At 37.2% G+C, this 17548-nt stretch carries 18 protein-coding genes and 1 pseudogene; 5 read left to right on the top strand and 14 right to left on the bottom strand.

The annotated features are described in order from the left end of the window. The 8 genes and pseudogenes from ACQR30_RS08765 to ACQR30_RS08730 form a co-directional block, all read right to left on the bottom strand. Positions 1-1062, bottom strand: a 1062-nt coding sequence (locus tag ACQR30_RS08765) for an ATP-binding cassette domain-containing protein (protein ID WP_429734114.1), incomplete at its 3' end; no start/stop codon positions are given. A 257-nt stretch (positions 1063-1319) separates the two neighbouring features. Continuing rightward, complete coding sequence (locus ACQR30_RS08760; RefSeq protein ID WP_429734156.1) at positions 1320-1988, bottom strand: M13-type metalloendopeptidase; 669 nt, start codon at positions 1986-1988, stop codon at positions 1320-1322. Positions 1989-2102: 114 nt separating this feature from the next. Continuing rightward, positions 2103-3332: pseudogene (locus tag ACQR30_RS08755) on the bottom strand (M13 family peptidase); the annotation flags it as partial. Positions 3333-3669: 337 nt separating this feature from the next. Then, positions 3670-4233 carry a cysteine hydrolase family protein gene (locus ACQR30_RS08750; RefSeq protein WP_429734112.1) on the bottom strand — a complete coding sequence of 188 codons (564 nt, stop codon included), beginning with the start codon at positions 4231-4233 and terminating at the stop codon, positions 3670-3672. 4 nt (positions 4234-4237) lie between these two features. Further along, positions 4238-5464, bottom strand: a complete 1227-nt coding sequence (locus ACQR30_RS08745; RefSeq protein WP_429734110.1) for an MFS transporter — start codon at positions 5462-5464, stop codon at positions 4238-4240. A gap of 67 nt (positions 5465-5531) precedes the next feature. Then, on the bottom strand, positions 5532-5840 hold the full coding sequence (locus ACQR30_RS08740; protein WP_429734108.1) for a hypothetical protein: 309 nt from the start codon (positions 5838-5840) through the stop codon (positions 5532-5534). A gap of 71 nt (positions 5841-5911) precedes the next feature. Then, a complete protein-coding gene (locus tag ACQR30_RS08735) occupies positions 5912-6481 on the bottom strand; it encodes a Crp/Fnr family transcriptional regulator (RefSeq protein ID WP_429734106.1) in 570 nt (189 codons plus the stop codon). A gap of 215 nt (positions 6482-6696) precedes the next feature. Continuing rightward, entirely contained in the window at positions 6697-7107 is a 411-nt protein-coding gene (locus tag ACQR30_RS08730; protein ID WP_429734104.1) for a hypothetical protein, read from the bottom strand. 315 nt (positions 7108-7422) lie between these two features. Here ACQR30_RS08730 and ACQR30_RS08725 point away from each other — a divergent pair, with 315 nt between their 5' ends. Both ACQR30_RS08725 and ACQR30_RS08720 read left to right on the top strand, forming a co-directional pair. Continuing rightward, the gene (locus ACQR30_RS08725; RefSeq protein WP_429734102.1) at positions 7423-7950 is read left to right on the top strand and encodes an acyl-CoA thioesterase; all 528 of its coding nucleotides are present in this window, start codon (positions 7423-7425) and stop codon (positions 7948-7950) included. A gap of 138 nt (positions 7951-8088) precedes the next feature. Continuing rightward, the gene (locus tag ACQR30_RS08720; protein WP_429734100.1) at positions 8089-9909 is read left to right on the top strand and encodes a UbiD family decarboxylase; all 1821 of its coding nucleotides are present in this window, start codon (positions 8089-8091) and stop codon (positions 9907-9909) included. Positions 9910-9915: 6 nt separating this feature from the next. On the opposite strand, the gene bcp is transcribed toward ACQR30_RS08720, so the two are convergent. Then, the gene (gene bcp, locus ACQR30_RS08715) at positions 9916-10386 is read right to left on the bottom strand and encodes a thioredoxin-dependent thiol peroxidase (RefSeq protein WP_429734098.1); all 471 of its coding nucleotides are present in this window, start codon (positions 10384-10386) and stop codon (positions 9916-9918) included. Between the two features lie 186 nt (positions 10387-10572). On the opposite strand from bcp, the gene ACQR30_RS08710 reads away from it, so the two are divergent. The 3 genes from ACQR30_RS08710 to ACQR30_RS08700 all read left to right on the top strand — a co-directional run bounded on the left by ACQR30_RS08710 (position 10573) and on the right by ACQR30_RS08700 (position 13121). After that, positions 10573-11364, top strand: coding sequence for a penicillin-binding transpeptidase domain-containing protein (locus ACQR30_RS08710; protein ID WP_429734096.1), 792 nt, complete (start codon positions 10573-10575; stop codon positions 11362-11364). Between the two features lie 96 nt (positions 11365-11460). After that, complete coding sequence (locus ACQR30_RS08705; protein WP_429734094.1) at positions 11461-12465, top strand: VWA domain-containing protein; 1005 nt, start codon at positions 11461-11463, stop codon at positions 12463-12465. Then, entirely contained in the window at positions 12462-13121 is a 660-nt protein-coding gene (locus ACQR30_RS08700; protein ID WP_429734092.1) for a tetratricopeptide repeat protein, read from the top strand. Before ACQR30_RS08705 ends, ACQR30_RS08700 begins: the two co-directional genes overlap by 4 nt. A 21-nt stretch (positions 13122-13142) precedes the next feature. On the opposite strand, the gene ACQR30_RS08695 is transcribed toward ACQR30_RS08700, so the two are convergent. From ACQR30_RS08695 to panB, 5 genes are all read right to left on the bottom strand, one after another. Continuing rightward, positions 13143-13754 carry a hypothetical protein gene (locus ACQR30_RS08695; RefSeq protein ID WP_429734090.1) on the bottom strand — a complete coding sequence of 204 codons (612 nt, stop codon included), beginning with the start codon at positions 13752-13754 and terminating at the stop codon, positions 13143-13145. 81 nt (positions 13755-13835) lie between these two features. Beyond that, the gene (locus ACQR30_RS08690; protein WP_429734088.1) at positions 13836-14603 is read right to left on the bottom strand and encodes a Rossmann-like and DUF2520 domain-containing protein; all 768 of its coding nucleotides are present in this window, start codon (positions 14601-14603) and stop codon (positions 13836-13838) included. Between the two features lie 18 nt (positions 14604-14621). Continuing rightward, a complete protein-coding gene (locus ACQR30_RS08685) occupies positions 14622-15323 on the bottom strand; it encodes a LytR/AlgR family response regulator transcription factor (protein WP_429734086.1) in 702 nt (233 codons plus the stop codon). Between the two features lie 10 nt (positions 15324-15333). Further along, a complete protein-coding gene (locus ACQR30_RS08680) occupies positions 15334-15960 on the bottom strand; it encodes a sensor histidine kinase (protein ID WP_429734084.1) in 627 nt (208 codons plus the stop codon). A 453-nt stretch (positions 15961-16413) separates the two neighbouring features. Continuing rightward, on the bottom strand, positions 16414-17232 hold the full coding sequence (gene panB, locus ACQR30_RS08675; protein WP_429734082.1) for a 3-methyl-2-oxobutanoate hydroxymethyltransferase: 819 nt from the start codon (positions 17230-17232) through the stop codon (positions 16414-16416). Between the last annotated feature and the right edge of the window lie 316 nt (positions 17233-17548).

Genomic DNA, 17548 nt, shown 5'->3' with positions numbered 1-17548 from the left:
TGGCCAAAGGAGCTGCTTATTATAGCTAAAATTAATACCGGTAGCCTTAAATAATATTTTGCCTTTGTGTAAAGCGGTATCATCAAAGCCGAATTTTATTTTATCTATGTTTGGTAATTCTTTTCGTAAGGCCTGTAACTTTTGAGAAATGTCATCAATTTTATCGCCATGGACACCTTTAATTTTGGCGGTACTTTTTTCAGCGCTGTTTCTTAAGGTGTTCATCATAATAGTAGCTATACCTGCCTTTTCTTGTTTCTTTTTCCCGCGTGCGTCTAATTTTTGTTGTCTTTCCAGCGTTTCGTGTTGCTTCTCCCTCGCCTTGCGTAATGCCTTTTCTTTACTTTTTACATCTTGTTCTAATGCATTCAACCCTATTTGTTTTTGCATTGCATAAAAGTCATAATGACCTCCGTATATCGTGATGCCATCCTTACTTAATTCAGCCGTTTTATCGAACAGATTTAATAATAGCCGATCATGGCTAACAACCAATAAAGTACAGGAAGTGTTGCGCAGAAAATCGTATAATAATGTTCTGGCATCAGCATCTAAATGATTACTTGGTTCATCGAGTAAAACAAACTCCGACTGATGGATGGAAATACCTGCCAGTAAGACTTTTGTTTTCTGCCCACCACTGAGTGTTCCCATTTTCTGCCGCAAGTCAAGATCGCTCAATCGCCAATAATTGAAAGCCTCTGAACAGCGTTCTTCAATTGTCCAATCGTCGTCGAGCGCCATAAAATGATCCTCGGTTGTATTCCCTTTGAGGATTTCTTTTAACGCATGCAACCTTTGCTCGATTCCTAAAGCTTGAGCAATCGTCAGCTCACTATATTGTCCAAAAATTTGCGGGACATAATAGGCTTTACTATCCAAATTTATTTGGCCGCTAGAAGCGTCTAATTCATTTGCAATTATTTTCAGTAAAGTGGACTTTCCGGAACCATTATTACCAATTAAAGCAATTTTTTCACCATTATTTATGGTGAGGTAAATGTGCTCAAATAATAAATCTTTATTGGGATGTATATAGGTTAGGTTTTGTAAAATAAGCATTATTTCTTTCTTTTAAGATTAGACAATAAAACAACCGCTAATAGTTGTTTGTTTCTATTTTTCTGAAAGAAATTGTATTCTACATTTAGGTGCCTTTTGATTGAGTGTGCAAAGATAAGGATATTTTGGAAACAGTGCTATATCAGCTATATCTCATTTTGAGAACTCCGCTCTGGTGAAACCCCACCCATCGGCTCTGCCCTGGGTGGGTAGCAATTCACTGTGTGCAAAGCGGAATTTCGGATTGGCGTTTATCACTACCAAATATGAATTCTATCCTTTTCTGGCAAATACATGGAGTCGCCAGGTTGCACATTGAATGCTTTATAAAATGCATTTGTATTCATCAATGGCCCGTTTACGCGCCACAGTGGAGGAGAATGCGGGTTATTATTAATCCAAAGACGCAGGAACTGATTTCTCATCTTTACCCGCCATATACGCGCAACAGAAATAAAGAATCGTTGATCTGGCGTAAATCCATCAATCTTTGTCGTATCATGACCTTCTTTGGTCATTTTAAAAGCATCGTACGCAATGGAAACGCCACCTATGTCCGCAGTATTTTCGCCAATTGTCATGGCTCCTTTTACGTGAACGGTGTCCAAGACAACGAATGTATTGTACAGGTCAATTACTTGTTGTGTCTTTGCCTTGAATTTTTTATAATCATCTTTCGTCCACCAGTTTTTCACATTGCCATACTTGTCAAACTGCGCGCCCTGATCGTCAAATGTATGGGTCATTTCATGACCTATCACCATTCCGATTCCACCATAGTTAAGCGCATCGTCAGCGTTGTTATCAAAATAAGGAGGTTGTAGAATTGCTGCCGGAAAAACAATCTCATTGGCAGAAGGATTGTTATAGGCAGTAACTGTCGAAGGCGTCGTAAACCATTCCGTTTTATCAACCGGTTTATTCAATTTTGTCAATTCATATTGATAATTACCCGCAGCGGCAGCTATTCTATTCTCGAAGTATTTTCCTTTTACAATCTTTACATTGCTATAGTCTCTCCACTTGTCTGGATATCCTATTTTCTCAGTGATAGCAAATAGCTTTTCTTTTGCTTTTTGCTTTGTACTGTCGCTCATCCAATCTAGCTTTTCTATTCGTATTGCTTAAGCTTTTTTTAAATTATTAACTAATTGTAGTGCGCGCTTTTTTGCTGCTTCTGAGAAATATTTTTTGACATACAGTTGCCCGAGTGCTTGTCCGAGTGACTGATCTACATTATTAGCCATCAGTTCACCACGAGATTTCTGTACTGACTGGCCCGACAATGCTTTATTGAATGCAAATGCGGCATCCACAAAAGGCTTACTTAAATCATTGGCGTATGTATTGATAGACTGAGCACGGAGATAAATTTTCCAATCATTTATAGGAATAGACTTTAAAAGTGCATTGAGTTTATCGTAATAGGCCAGTTGCGCTACATCTATGGAATCTGTTTTTGCCCCTAAATGAGGTAACACATTCAGCCAACCGATATTGGGTTGCCGGTTGGCAAGGGCAGCAACCGCCATTTTATTATAATTGGCATCTATATCTCGTAATTCGATATTTGTTTTATGAGATGAAGCCAATTTTTTTTCAATATTATAATCAACATCCGCATCTTTTATAGAAGTAGATGCATCGCTACCGGTAAGTCTAAACAGTGCAGCAAGATAGGTTTTATAAGCATTTTGAATGGCTATCGTTGCACTGTCTGTCTTGAAATAATAATCTCTTTCAGGTAGTCCAATCCCGGTTTGGTAAACATGGGCGATATTAAGGCCGCTATTCTTATTATCCGGGCTTACACCAAAAGCTACAAGAGAATTATTTCCCAAAGTTGCTTCAGTAGCTACGACTTCCATCAAAGTTGCTACATTCTTGATGCTTTCAATACGAGCAAGCAGTGGTTTTAGGGGACCATAGCTCAATTGGTTGATGGTCGCGGTATCCATTCCCGATGCGTAAAAATCACCCAGCTTTTGTTCAATGCTGCCCGCTTTGTTGTCGGACTTTGAAACACTGTCCAATATTCCTTGCAAACGCAATCGTTGTGGATAATTCATGAACATATACGCACCTACCCCCGCCTGCGTTGACGGTATCTGCGCAGTATCTTCCCATTTATGATTTACATATCGAAAAAAATTATCTCCGGGTCTAAGCGTCGTGTCAACTCCACGTATAGCCGTATTTTTTGTAACTGAAGCGTTTTGACAGGCTGCTAACAGTACTAATGAAATGAAAACGAGAAATGGTTTTTTCATAAATAATGGCTTTGGACAAGTAAACAGTGAAAAAAGGCCCAAAATTTCTATTAATCAAAAACGTCGGGTCCATTTATTATGTTATCAAAGCTAACTATTCTAATCGTTATAAAATCATTGCTATTCAAATTACTTGTTTTTGATGATGGATCGAATTTAAATGGGTTATCCATCAATACTATTCGTATTTTTTTTGCAAAGTGTAACCTTAACGAAAAACAAGCGGCAATTCATGAGCAGTATTGCCTATTGTTCGACACCGAATCAGCATAATCCGGCAGCTCGGATTATTCCTGACTTTTTAAATATTATAATAGAAGCTTTTATGCGTAATTTCTTAGAACATAGTATTTTTCCATTCATCAATGGTCATTACCTCAGCTTGTTTCGGGAATATTTTTTGAATGAGAAATTCATGTATGTCTTCTGTTAAGTCTGCACATGCATCTGAAAGAACCGTTTGTTGAAAATCTTTGTCAAATGCTTCTCGTAAGGTTGACAAAACTATTCCGCTGGTAGCAACACCGGTAAGTATCAGATGGGAAATATTATTGGCACGCAAAATCATTTCTAAATCGCTTCCACTAAAAGCACTAACCCTTTTTTTATCGACAATAATATCGCGTTCGAGCATTCCAAGGCCTGGATGGATTTGCATAAAACTCTCTAAACGAGCGTCAGTCATTTGTTCTTTGATCGCATAAAAAGTCTTATTGCGGGCACTTATTTCCGGCATGCCCGTTTTGAAACCCACCCGCACGAAAATCACCAAAATATCCTTTTTCCTTGCCACTTTTATGGCGCCGGCTACTTTGTTGACCAATGCTTCTCCTTGTAGGGGCAATCTGCTCGTAATACCTATTTGTATATCCATCACGAGCAACGCCGTTTTGTTGTTCATTATTTTAATGTTTAATTCGTTCGTTCGATGTATTTATTAGATTTTTATAGAAGACTATTCCCAGTATAACCCCCAGTACCCCTTCCATAAATACGGTAAATTGGGTTCCTACTACCGGTGCAATATATCCGACTAAAAGACTACCTAGTGGCAACATTCCGAAAATTGCCATGGCAATTAAACTCATCACCCTTCCTCGATATTGATTATCTGTTTCACTTTGTACAATAGTAATTATAATGGAAGATTGGAGGATAGAACTAAAGCCACCGACAATAGCAAAAAATAGGGACAAGTACACATTGCGCGAATAGGCAAATAATAATAAACTTACGCCAAATAGAAAAATATTAAAGATCAAGACCCTTCTAAAATCTGCCGTTTTTTTTAAGGTAGCAAGATAAAATGAGCCGGTGAACGCACCGAAGCCAATCGCCGCATTCAACCAGCCAAATGTAGCGGCATCACCTTTAAAAATTACTTTGGCATAAACCGGTAACAATGTTATATAGGGTAGTATTAAAAGACTAGAAATTGCGGCTATCAAAATTACGATGGCAATTGACTTATTGACTGCCAGATATTCCAACGCCTCTTTAAAATTCGTTTTAATTTTTGTCTTGTGCTTACTGAATTTATCCTTTGGAAATTTCATTGCTAAAATGGCACCTATCACTGCAATAAAACTAATCGCATTAGCCAGGAAACAAGATGCGGCTTCATATTTTACTAATACAAATCCAGCCAAAGCAGGACCAATTAGTCTGGCGAGGGTATTTAAAGACTCGTTTAACGCAATTGCATTATTCAAATCTTCTTTATGTTCAATGGTTTCCGGAATCATGGATTGCCTTACGGGGACATCATAGGCATTTATAATACCGAGAAATACACTTAAAATGAGAATGAGTGTAATTCCAAAATTTCCCGAAAAAGCAAAGGCAGTCAATGCGATCGCTTGTAAAGCAGATAAAATTTGCGTAAGAAGGAGCACCTTATAACGATCGTATTTATCCGCTACAAGCCCACCTCCCACGGAAAACACAAAGGACGGAAATTGTTCCGCAAAAGTAGCAACACCAATCATAAATATACTATGTGTTATGCTGTAAACGACCCAAATTACAGCAGTCCGCTGCATCCACATTCCTACGCGAGAAATAAATTGACCTGTAAAAAATAAAGCAAAATTGCGACTTCTAAGCGCTATGAATGTATTTTGTATGTTCATTATTACTGTTAAGACCCTTGCACTTGAAGATAAAAATAAAGAGATTGAATAGCATTTTATTAGTAGATTATTCTTTATCTTTTTTTTGAAAACCAATACTACTCATAATACTTATTACTGCCATGCCAAGAAAAAAAATAAGAATCAAAGGAACATTACTGCTGTTTATTTTACTTACGCTCAACAACGTATAGCCAATTAGTAAATTGAAAAGAGCCCAAACTACATTCACCGTGGGAGAGGAAAGGCCTTTACCGGGTGGTTTAGCAAAGGGAGTTGGGAATTTGTTTCCTGCAATACCATGCACAAAGTGCGGAATCGCATTGGTTAAAAAAACGCCTGCAAAAAAAGCCGCTATATATTGATACCATTCCATAACTAATATTTAATGACACAAAGGTAGTTCATGTGCATTGGGACAACTGTGATAAATATCAAAAAATGGATTTAATATTTGTTGCTGCGGATTCTACTGAGCGTTTCCCTTGTAATGCCCAAGTATGAGGCCAAATAGCTAAGTGGGATTCTTTGGATGAGCTCTGGTTTCTTCTCTAAAATATATTGGTATCGATCAGCAGGTGCATGCATGCGTAACATATTATGATGCTCTTCGGTTGCCATCAGTGTACGAATAGCTACTCTTCGAATGAAAGTAGAAAAAGCTGCAAAGGATCCATTCTCTTTAGCATACATTCTACTGTTTACTACCCAAACAACCGATCTTTCCATTGCTTGAATAATAATTTTAGAAGGTTCCCGATTCACGTAGGCTTCAAAATTTGTGGTGAAATGCTTTTCCATAGTAAAACTGAAATTTACATCCAGACCGTTATTGTTGTAGTAGTTTCGGAGCATGCCCGATTCTACGATAAAAAAGGTATTACAAAGTTGTCCTTCTTCTAAAAGGATTTCATTTTTCTTTAATGAAACCATTTGAAAATATGGTTCAATGAACGCAAATTCTTCTTCGGTAAATGGAGAAATTGCATTTAAAATTAATTTAAGTTCTATTGTCATTATTTAGCTAGATAGTGATAATTAATTGAACAATTTGGCAGATGAACGCTAATGCTGCGAATAATAGCTATCGTCTACCTTAATGTCTAATTTAAAGGGTGCAAGTTACATTACTTCGTTTTCCTTGCTCGAAACGTCGAAGAATGAAGTTAAGAGCAAAAGCTTTGTCGTTAGAGAAAGATACTGACAGGGACGAAAGATATACAAAATGGATATTATCTACTTAGCACAATTTTTCGACCAAATGTTCCGCCAGGAGTATAGATGTTAGCGGCAGTGATTGTGAGGCCCCTATTAGTATGATTGCTCATTTGGGATGTCTCTGGCTCGCCATTCGCAATTACACCAAAAGAAGAAATTATAATTGTCGTGTTTGATGTACGCTTATAATTCAATGTATCAAGGACTGAACCCTCCTTCATATAGATCACACTGTCGTTTAAGAAATCAAAATAATCATCTAATTTTCCCACATAATTTACTTGTTGGTTATCTTGTCCCAAACCAATAAATTTAGCATCTGTAACGATATTCCATTTTCCAGAAAGCGCATTATTATTCGTTGTGCTCTTGGAACAAGAGTAAAACATTGCTACAAATAGGCATACAAAAAATAGCCTTTTCATATTCTTTAATAGTTTAATGAAGACCTGAATCAGCCTATCAAATTATTCTTTAGAATTCTCAAATTTACTGTTTTTTTAAAAGCTGCCTTGTATTTTATTTGCTCTGCATTTCTGAAAATTAGATTTTCCATAAAATGTCAAAATACCTCCACAAGGAAAGAGATAGAAATAACTATAGCAAGGTCCAAATATAGAAGGACAATAGCCGTTGAAAGGCTGCACCGCATGTGGAGAGCTTTCAAAAGAATTTTATTAACCGCAAACACAGCTTATATCCATAACTTAACCCTTATCTTTGTTGCCAAAGATTTGAAAATGGATGCAAAGAAAGCAAGTGAAAGTTTAGTGGTAATGAATGAACTTGTATTACCCAACGACACCAATACTTTTGGGAATTTGATGGGCGGCAGGTTAATGTATTGGATGGACATCGCGGGTGCTATGTCAGCAGCCAGGCATTGCAACTCCCCTTGTATGACGGCAAGCGTGGATAATTTGAGTTTCAAAAATCCCATAAAGATTGGCAATATAGTACACATAGAAGCCAAACTAACCAGGGCATTTAACACTTCAATGGAGATAAATATAAAAGTTTGGGGCGAAGATAGTTTACATCAGTATCGTTACGAAAGTAATGAAGCCTATTTTACTTTTGTAGCACTTGACCCCAACAACCGGCCACGAAAAGTGCCGCAGGTAATCGCCGAAACTCCGGAAGAGAAAGAGCAATATGAGGGTGCTATGCGCAGACGTCAATTACGTTTAATACTGGCTGGAAAAATGTCCCCTAACGACGCTAGTGAACTGCGCGCCTTATTTGCTCCTACCAAAGAAAACTTATAAACCGACGATTAATTTATGGTTGCAAAAGCAGTAGTCGCTTAAGAAGTAGAAGTTGTTGGGCGGATTATACACTAAAGATCAAAGCACAATGGAAGTTCATTAACAATATGAATGGAAAGAATAATAGAATAAGACAAAATGGCCTATATCAACTTAGAAGATTGCCTAAAAGATCTGGAGAGTACTGGACAATTGTTGCGCATTAAAGAAGAGGTGGATCCTTATCTGGAAATGGCGGCTATACAGATGCGTGTCTACGGAGAGGATGGTCCGGCCATTTTGTTCGAGAAAGTAAAAGGCTGCAAATACAGAGCGACTTCTAATATTTTTGGCACATTAGAAAGGAGCAAATATATCTTTCGTGATACTTTGTCTAAAGTACAGGATTTAATTGAACTGCGCAATAATCCCATACAGGCAATTAAGCACCCCTTTAAAAATCTGAATACGGGTATTGTCGCGTTAAAAGGATTGCCAATAAAAAAACCAAGTTATATTCATATTCCTTTTGAAGAAATTAAAATTACGGACTTACCTCAAATACACCACTGGGAAAAAGATGGCGGTTCTTTTATAACACTACCCCAAGTATATACTGAAAATATAGAAAAACCAGGCACAATGCGATCCAATCTGGGCATGTATCGCGTACAAATTCTGGGCAATGAATATGTTACAAACGAAGAAGTCGGATTGCATTATCAAATACATCGTGGCATAGGTGTACATCAATCTATTGCCAATAAAAAGAACCTACCGCTTAAGGTAAGTATATTTGTAGGAGGTCCACCTGCACATACTCTAGCAGCAGTAATGCCATTGCCTGAGAACTTGAGCGAATTAACTTTTGCAGGGATGCTTGCTGGGCGTAGGTTTCGTTATTATTACCAGGACGGATATTGTATCAGTGCAGATGCCGATTTCGTAATTACAGGTGAAATATACCCCAACGAAACGAAACCTGAAGGGCCCTTTGGTGACCATTTGGGCTATTATAGTCTGCAACACGATTTTCCTGTAATGCACGTACACAAAGTATTTGCGAAAAAAGAGGCAATATGGCCTTTTACAGTCGTCGGCCGTCCACCACAGGAAGATACTTCTTTTGGCGCACTTATTCATGAAATAACAGGCAACGCTGTTGAACAAGAAATTCCCGGATTAAAAGCAATTAATGCGGTTGATGCAGCGGGAGTACATCCTTTGTTACTGGCGATTGGCAGCGAACGCTACACTCCTTTCGATTCCAAAAAACAACCTGCTGAATTACTGACCTTGGCCAACAGGATCTTAGGAACAGGGCAATTGAGTTTGGCAAAATATTTATTTATTACAGCAGATGATACAAATCAATTATCTGTCAATAATATTGAGAGTTATTTTAAATATATTTTAGAAAGAATAGATTGGCGAAGAGATATCCACTTTCAAACCAATACGACAATCGATACACTTGATTATTCCGGAACAGGATTAAATGCAGGCAGCAAAGTAGTTTTTGCCGCATACGGCAATCAGATAAGATCTTTGGCAATAGAACTACCTGCGTGTTTAAAAGAATTACGAAATACAAATGCGAAAATTGTTTTACCAGGAATTGTTGCGTTGCAAACAAAAGCGTTTAGCAATTATGCAGACGCTGAAAAAGAAATGCAGGAATTAAATATTTTATTAAGAGATAAAACAGAATCGCTTATTGAAATTGCACTCATAATCCTTTGTGACGATGCCGATTTTGTAGCAGAAAAACTAAATAATTTTCTATGGGTAAGTTTTACACGCAGCAATCCCTCCCATGACATTTATGGTATCAATTCTTTTACCCGATACAAGCACTGGGGGTGTGAAAATGCTTTAATTATTGATGCACGTATAAAACCTCACCATGCGCCCGCTTTAATAAAAAATGAAGCAGTCGAAAAACGAGTCGACGAGATTTTGAAAAGGAATCGGGGTTAGTATTTTTTAGATAGTTGCCCAAGTTTCCAATACTTGTTCCGTATGATTTTTTGTATTGGGTTTATCTATTATGGCTTTAATAATACCCTTTCCGTCTATTAAAAAAGTAGTACGATGGATGCCGATAAAAGAACGGCCCATAAACATTTTTGGTTTCCAAACACCGTAAGCTTCTAAAATGATTTTGTCTTCGTCGGCAATTAATGGAAAAGGTAAGCCAAATTTCTCTTCAAATTTCTTATGACTTTTTATACTATCGCCACTAACGCCAATTATCTGAAACCCTTTATTAATCAACTCCTCGTAGTTATCACGTAAATTACATGCCTGTGCGGTACAACCTGGCGTATTATCCTTAGGATAAAAATATAAAACTACTTTTTTGCCTTTAAAATCCGAGAGGGCAATTACATTTCCATTTTGATCTACCCCCTTAAATTCTGGCGCCCTATCTCCTGCTTTTAATACTATTGACATAATTTTTGTTTAATAATTTTTTGTTGTACCTATTTCACTTACGACCTGAGGCAAAGATAGCGAGAATTAAGGATGCAGGTGGCAACCGTCACTTAGAAAATAATTTTGGAGCAAGAAAGACTGAAAGTGTTTTCTTTTTCCGTTAAGGCAGATAGCCAAAAGATGATTACTTTTGCCAGAAAAATTATGAAGAAGCTATTATATTTTTCTCTTTTGTCAGCTGGGCTCCTAGCATTGGGTAGCTGTTCCTTGAATAATGTATCGGAAGATAGTCATCTGGAAAAATATTTTGCAGCCAATCATTTGAAAGGAAGTTTTGCTCTATTAGACAATGTGCACGAGACGTTCAATGTATATAATCTTTCTTCCTATAAAGATTCTTCTTATAATCCTGGCAATAGCTTTGATATATTGACTACTTTGATCGGTTTGGAAAAGGGCGCAGTAACTGACGAAAATTCCCTGATTCAAAGAAGGAACGATACAGCTATGACCTTAGGCCAGGCATTTAAAACGGATGACACCGCCAGTTTTATTTCGCTGAGCGACAGTATTGGTAGGTCGACCATGCAATTTTGGTTAGACTCCTTACATTATGGTAATAAGATTATTGCAAAGAACGATCCAGTTTTTTGGCAAAATGATTCATTAAAGCTAACACCGGATGAACTATTGGGCTTTACGGAGAAAGTATATTTTGCGCAATTTCCTTTTCAAAAACGCGTGCAACGATTAGTAAAAGATCTGATGACACAACAGAGTAACACCCTTTATTCTCTCTCCTATAAAGCCGTATGGCAGGTCAATAAAGAAGGGAAACATTCAGGCTGGATAATGGGTTGGGAAGAGGAAAACAAAAGAGTCTATTTCTTTGTAATACATGCAGAGGCGATCAATAACACGGCCGATAAAAATGCCTTGGTTAATACACTTAAAGCTATTTTAACCGATTATGGATTTTTTAAAGGAAAAAAATAATACCTCTTACTAAAAAGCAAACGTTAAAAAACGCAGAGAAAGAAAGGTAGTTTTAATTTTTTAGAATAGATTGCAACTTCGTTTTTATCATCAATTATGTTATCCTTCGAAAACTCGACTTATTTATGGTGGCTGCTGGCATTAGTGCCCGTAGTATTTTTGTTTGTTTCTGTGATAAAATGGAAGCAACAAGTAAAAAAAAATTTGGGAGATGCTGTTTTGATAAAACGGTTGACCGCCAAATACTCACCCCGTCTATTTCGTATAAAATTTTATGTTATCATCATTGCGCTTTTTATCGGTATATTCACCTTGTCTAACTTGCGTAAATCTGCCAATCGCGGCGTCGAACAATCTAGTGGCATAGACATTATTATCGCCTTGGATGTGAGCAAAAGTATGTTGAGCCAAGATATAAAACCGACCCGGATTGATCGCGCGAAACAGCTTATAAATCAATTAACAGATAATCTTTATAATAACCGGGTAGGACTGGAAGTATTTGCTGGACAAGCTATTTTACAAATGCCGTTAACAGATGATGTGGGCGCCATAAAAATGTATTTATCGAATATAAATACTGACATGGTACCGATTGCCGGCACAGCCATAGGGGACGCTTTAAACCTTGCCAACAATGCATTGGACAGTAATGATCGAAAACATAAAGCCGTTATACTGCTAACAGATGGAGAAGATCACGACGCAAAGACGGAAGATGCTGTCAAAAATCTATACAACCACGGTGTCGTTGTCTTCACTGTAGGTATAGGAACAGCTCAGGGTTCTCCTATTTTAGATCCGGTGACGAATGAATATAAAAAAGATAAAGACGGTAATACTGTTATTTCTAAACTTAATGAAAAAGAACTGCAAAATATTGCTTCTTCCACGGGTGGTAGTTATTTATTGTTGAATAACGATGCCACTGCCGTTAAAACCATTACCAGCAAAATTAATGCGATAGAAAAGAAATTAATTGTTTCCGGCAAGGTGGGTAACCGGCAATATTTTTACTATTTCCCTTATCTTATCGCCTTGGTACTTTTGCTATTGGTGATAGAGTTATTTATTCCTGAAAGAAAAAAAGAGTTGGTTTGAAAAATTTTTATATACTAGCCGTCTGTTTATTTTACAGTCTTTCTGCTCTGGCACAGAAGGGCAATAAAGAGGTGTATTATGGTAATAAGGCTTTTGAAAAAGGTGACTATAAAACGGCCATATCGGAATATCAAAAAGGGTTAAAAATTGCGCCAGGTAACACGACCGCACGTATCAATCTGGCAATTGCTCAAAGTAAATTGGCGCAGACAGATAAGTCGCTGGCCAATTTTGATGAAGCTATCAAAAATAGCAAGAGCGATCAATTAAAAGCAGAGTTGAATTATGATAAAGGAGTAACCTTTGCAAGAAGTAAAAAATATGAAGATGCGGTGAAGTCTTTTGAAAACACTTTGCGCGTAACACCTGAGGATCAAGATGCAAGAGAAAATCTGCAGAAGGCCTTAAATGAATTAAAAAAACAACAACAGAAGCAACAACCGAAAGATAATAAGGATAAAAACAAGAACCAACCTCCCCCACCCCCTAAGAAAAAAAATCAGCAAGAAAAGCAGCAGCAACAACAACAAGAAAAGATGAATAAAGAGCAGGCAGAGAAATTGCTTCAGGCTTTAAGAGATCAAGAAAAAGAAACACAGAAGAAGTTACAACAAAAAGCCGGAGGTCAGGTTACCAATAATGGCAAAGATTGGTAATTCAATGTAGAAGGAGCTCCGTCATTTCCTAAAATTGATCGAGTCCTCAATATCACCACAATGCAGCATTTTGGTTTTAAATTTAGGGTCCTTGTTCCCAAAATAAGGATTGACAATAGTAGTATCAGTACTTAGCCAATACGCTTCTTCCTCGTCAAAGGCCATGGGACAATGCATATGATATATGGTGGCCTGGTCATAATGGACAGTTCTTAAGAAATTATACAAATTTTCAGAGATATTATAAAAATCGCGGCGTTGTTCACCAATAGCGGAGTCCCCTTTTAAACCTTCGCTTTCGGCCAATATAGAGCTAGCAAAGTTTTTTGCTGTATTGATTAAAAGTGTATCTGCTTTTAATGCACCAAAGGGAATCTGATGGGTATGAAAGATTAGAGAATCATTAAGTTTTTGAATTGTAGAGTCAGCACTCCAATTGACAAAGGCATCTCGTAGATTAAAGTAACTGCTTAGAACAGCTGCAGTCGCATTATTGAAGGTACTGTTGTTTTCACTTATTTTAAGTGGCGTTTCAGCCGTAATACTTTTTTTAACGTCTGTTTCTTTAGAATATATAATATAGATGCCAAAGCATACAACAATAGCCAATAGCAATAATAATCCCTTTTTCATAAAATGAGCTTAAGAAGTAAATATAATCTTTTTGCGTGAGAAATTAAAGCAATTTATAGAGCCTTTCGCTCCAACTAACAATTAGTCCTTGAAATGCATCTGTATCTTTTTTGACAGGAAACGATATACTTCCTGAGCCTCTTCAAAATCATTTAACATAGCTAAATGCTTTTCTAATGTAAGTGTATCGCCACGAACCGCGGGTCCCGTTTGTATCTCGCTAGGGGCAAACTGTTGCAGTCTACTAGCAGTCTCTACTATTAGGGGTTGTAAAAAAGAAAAATTAATTTGCGATGCTGTACAATAATCATTGGCCAAAGAGTAGAGATAATTGGTAAAATTACTGGTAAAGACAGCTGCCAAATGTAACTTCATTCGTTGTATGTCATTAGCCCGATGAACTTGCGCCGACATTGTTTTTGCAAATTCAGATAAAATAACACAATTATGTTCATTATTGGCATCCACAAAAAAAGGAATGACGGGCAATACAGTCACTTCTTTGCGCAAGCTTTGCAATGGATAAACTATACCATAGTTCCTAAACATTCCGGCCAATACCTGTATAGAAATACCGCCTGCAGTATGAACCACCATGGCGTTTTCCGGCACCTTCATTTGAGCTACTACAGCATTTATTTCCTTATCCTGTACACAAATGAAATAAATATCTGCCTCTTGTTCCATTGCTGTCAGCTCCAGCGAGTAGGTACATTTTAATGCTGATGCTAACACTGCAGCAGCGCGTTCGCTACGGCCCATGACCTGCAAAATAGTATGATGAGCACCGGCCATTTTTTTTCCTAAAATAGTGGCCACATTCCCCGTACCGATGATTACAATTTTCATTCTTTCAATAACTTTTTACTAAAGACTTTCATCCATCAAGCCCTTCAATACTTCCTGCACCTGCTTCTGATACGTATAAGAAATGGGAATTATCTTATCATTAACCGTAATTGTATTTTTATTCCAACTGATTACTTTCTCCAGTGCAACAATATAAGAACGGTGAACTCGAATAAATTTTTCCGCAGGTAATTTTTCCGAGACCACTTTCATACTCATGTGAATGAGGAACGGTCTGGGCGATACGTTTATTTTTATATAATCGTCTAGGGCCTCAATAAAATCAATATTTTTATAAGCGATTTTCTGCCACTGGTAATTATATTTCACTAATAAAAAACCTTCTTCCGCTTCCTTGTTTTGTCGAAAGCCAATGAGCTCTTTGGCCTTTTCCGCTGCCTGCAAAAAACGTTCATATTCAAAAGGTTTAACCAGGTAATCTACTGCATTCAGATTAAACCCTTCAGCAGCATATTGACTATATGCGGTCGTAAAAACCACTTCCGGTTTTACTTCTAAATTCTTAAAATACTGCATCCCGTTTATTTCCGGCATTTGTATATCCAGAAAAATCAAATCAACAGGATTTTCTTTTAAATACTCCTTTGCCTCCAATGCATCAGTAAACACAGCATCGATCTGCAGCCAATCGATATGTTGTGCATATTGTTGTATTACTTTCAAAGCTAGAGGTTCGTCGTCGATGGCGATTGCTTGCATGCTGCTATTTTTAACCTATTTCTAAACGAAGTACTACTTTATATTTATCTTCTTCAGTTGAAATATTTAAAGTATAATTCTTTTTGTATAATAATTCCAGCCGACGTCTTACGTTGGCTATCCCCAGTCCGGTTCCGGGCTGCATAGAGATGTTAGGGATAATATCATTCTCACAATTAAAAAATAATTGTTTATTTTCTACCACAATGATAACTTTTATCGAAGTTTTATTTCTGGCACTTACCCCATATTTAAAAGCATTTTCAATAAAAGGTATTAATAGTAAAGGAGGTATTTTGGTATCACCATCATTGCCTTTCACTTCATATATAACCTGTACTTTGTCGGTTACACGAATCTTCTGCAATTCTAAATAGCTATTGATAAACGCCAATTCATCTTCCAGGGGAACAAATTCGCTTTGAGCTTCTTCTAAAGTATAACGCATAATGCGTGAGAGTTTCATCACTGCATCCGGTGCCTTTTCATTATTGGTTAATGTAAGGGAATAAATACTATTGAGTGTATTGAAAAGAAAATGGGGATTTACTTGCGAGCGCAACAAAGAAAGCTCCGTTTCTAATTGTTGTTTAGATACTTCTTCTTTAAGCTTCTCAGCATAGAACCACCTTGCCACAATTTTGGAAACACTACTAAAAGTAAAAGCTAATAAGAACATCATGATAGGTCCCAAAGAGAAAAAGTTGAATAGCCAATTTCTGCGTTTGAACATATGCGGATGCTCTGTAAAAAATTTAATGGTTTCTGGGGAGTAAATCCATATCCAATAAAAAACAGTCAGATAAATTAGGAAGAAAAAGAGAATAGATAAAAAATAGAGCCCGGGCTTACGCTTAGCTAAAAGTTTAGGAATAAGAACGCCTGAATTAAAATAATAAAATCCTACTAAAAAAAGGTTACTAAAAATATATAAGGCGATAAACCGACCGCTTTCCAACTCATGCTTGGACGGGTTATGGGGAAAAAATATAAAGGGCAGCATCAGAAAACATGCCCAGAAAACGAGCGTGAAGACCAATTGTGATATCCAACTTCTTTTATCTTCCATAATATAGCGCTTGAGCGTTTTTTAATACGATTCTTCCACGTTTGGGAAAGAGCCGGATTTTACATCTCCAATATATTGTTTTGCCGCGTTGGAAATCATCTGATGAAGATTTAAATATTTGCGTACAAAGCGCGGGTTAAATTCATTGTTGATGCCCAACATATCGTGCATAACTAATACCTGTCCATCGCAACCATTACCAGCACCAATACCTATTGTGGGAATAGACAAAGTCGCTGAAACCTCTTTGGCCAGGTTTGCCGGAATTTTTTCCAGCACAATACCAAAAGCGCCTGCATTTTGTAACGCCAAAGCATCAGACTTTAATTTATCTGCTTCTGCGTCTGCTTTGGCACGAACAGTGTAAGTACCGAACTTATAGATGCTTTGCGGTGTTAAGCCTAAGTGCCCCATTACAGGGATACCTGCTGACACAATCTTGCGTACACTATCACAAATTTCTATGCCTCCTTCCAATTTCAAAGCATGTGTCCCAGCTTCCTTCATCATACGAATGGCAGACGCCAATGCAATATCTTGATTTGACTGATAAGCACCAAAAGGTAAATCAGCTACAACCAGGGCTCGAGAAACACCGCGTACCACTGATTGTGCATGATAAATCATTTGATCTAAGGTAATAGGCAGGGTGGTCTCGTGACCAGCCATCACGTTGCTGGCGCTGTCGCCAACTAGAATGATATCTAATCCAGCCTCATCGAAAAGTCTGGCAAAAGAAAAATCATATGCTGTGAGCATAGAGATTTTTTCCCCTGATGCCTTCATTTTTTGTAAGGTATGTGTAGTGATACGCTTTATTTCTTTTGTTGCTGCGGACATTTCTTTTAAGTGAGAAGTGATAAAAATAAAATGATTTTTAACTAACTATTCCGTATGAAATTGAACTATCTTTTTTGATCATCAAGACGAATGTTACCGTAAATTTATATAATGAGCCGTAAAACCTAAAAATCTTTAGTTTTAGCACAATTCACAAACGAATTCTATACCAAATATATTTATTTTCATTTATACAAGAGTATCCTTTAGTACAGAAGACCAATAAGCCTAAGATATGTGCTTGTTTTACCATTTAGCAAAGACTGTGAATAATCTCCATGACGAAAATATAAGTTATTAAAATAGATTTCGTAAC

The sequence above is a fragment of the Arachidicoccus sp. genome, from assembly GCF_050436765.1.
Lineage (GTDB): Bacteria > Bacteroidota > Bacteroidia > Chitinophagales > Chitinophagaceae > Arachidicoccus.
Note: the sequence above shows the minus strand (reverse complement) of the source record. Positions and strands in the feature narration are given on the sequence as shown.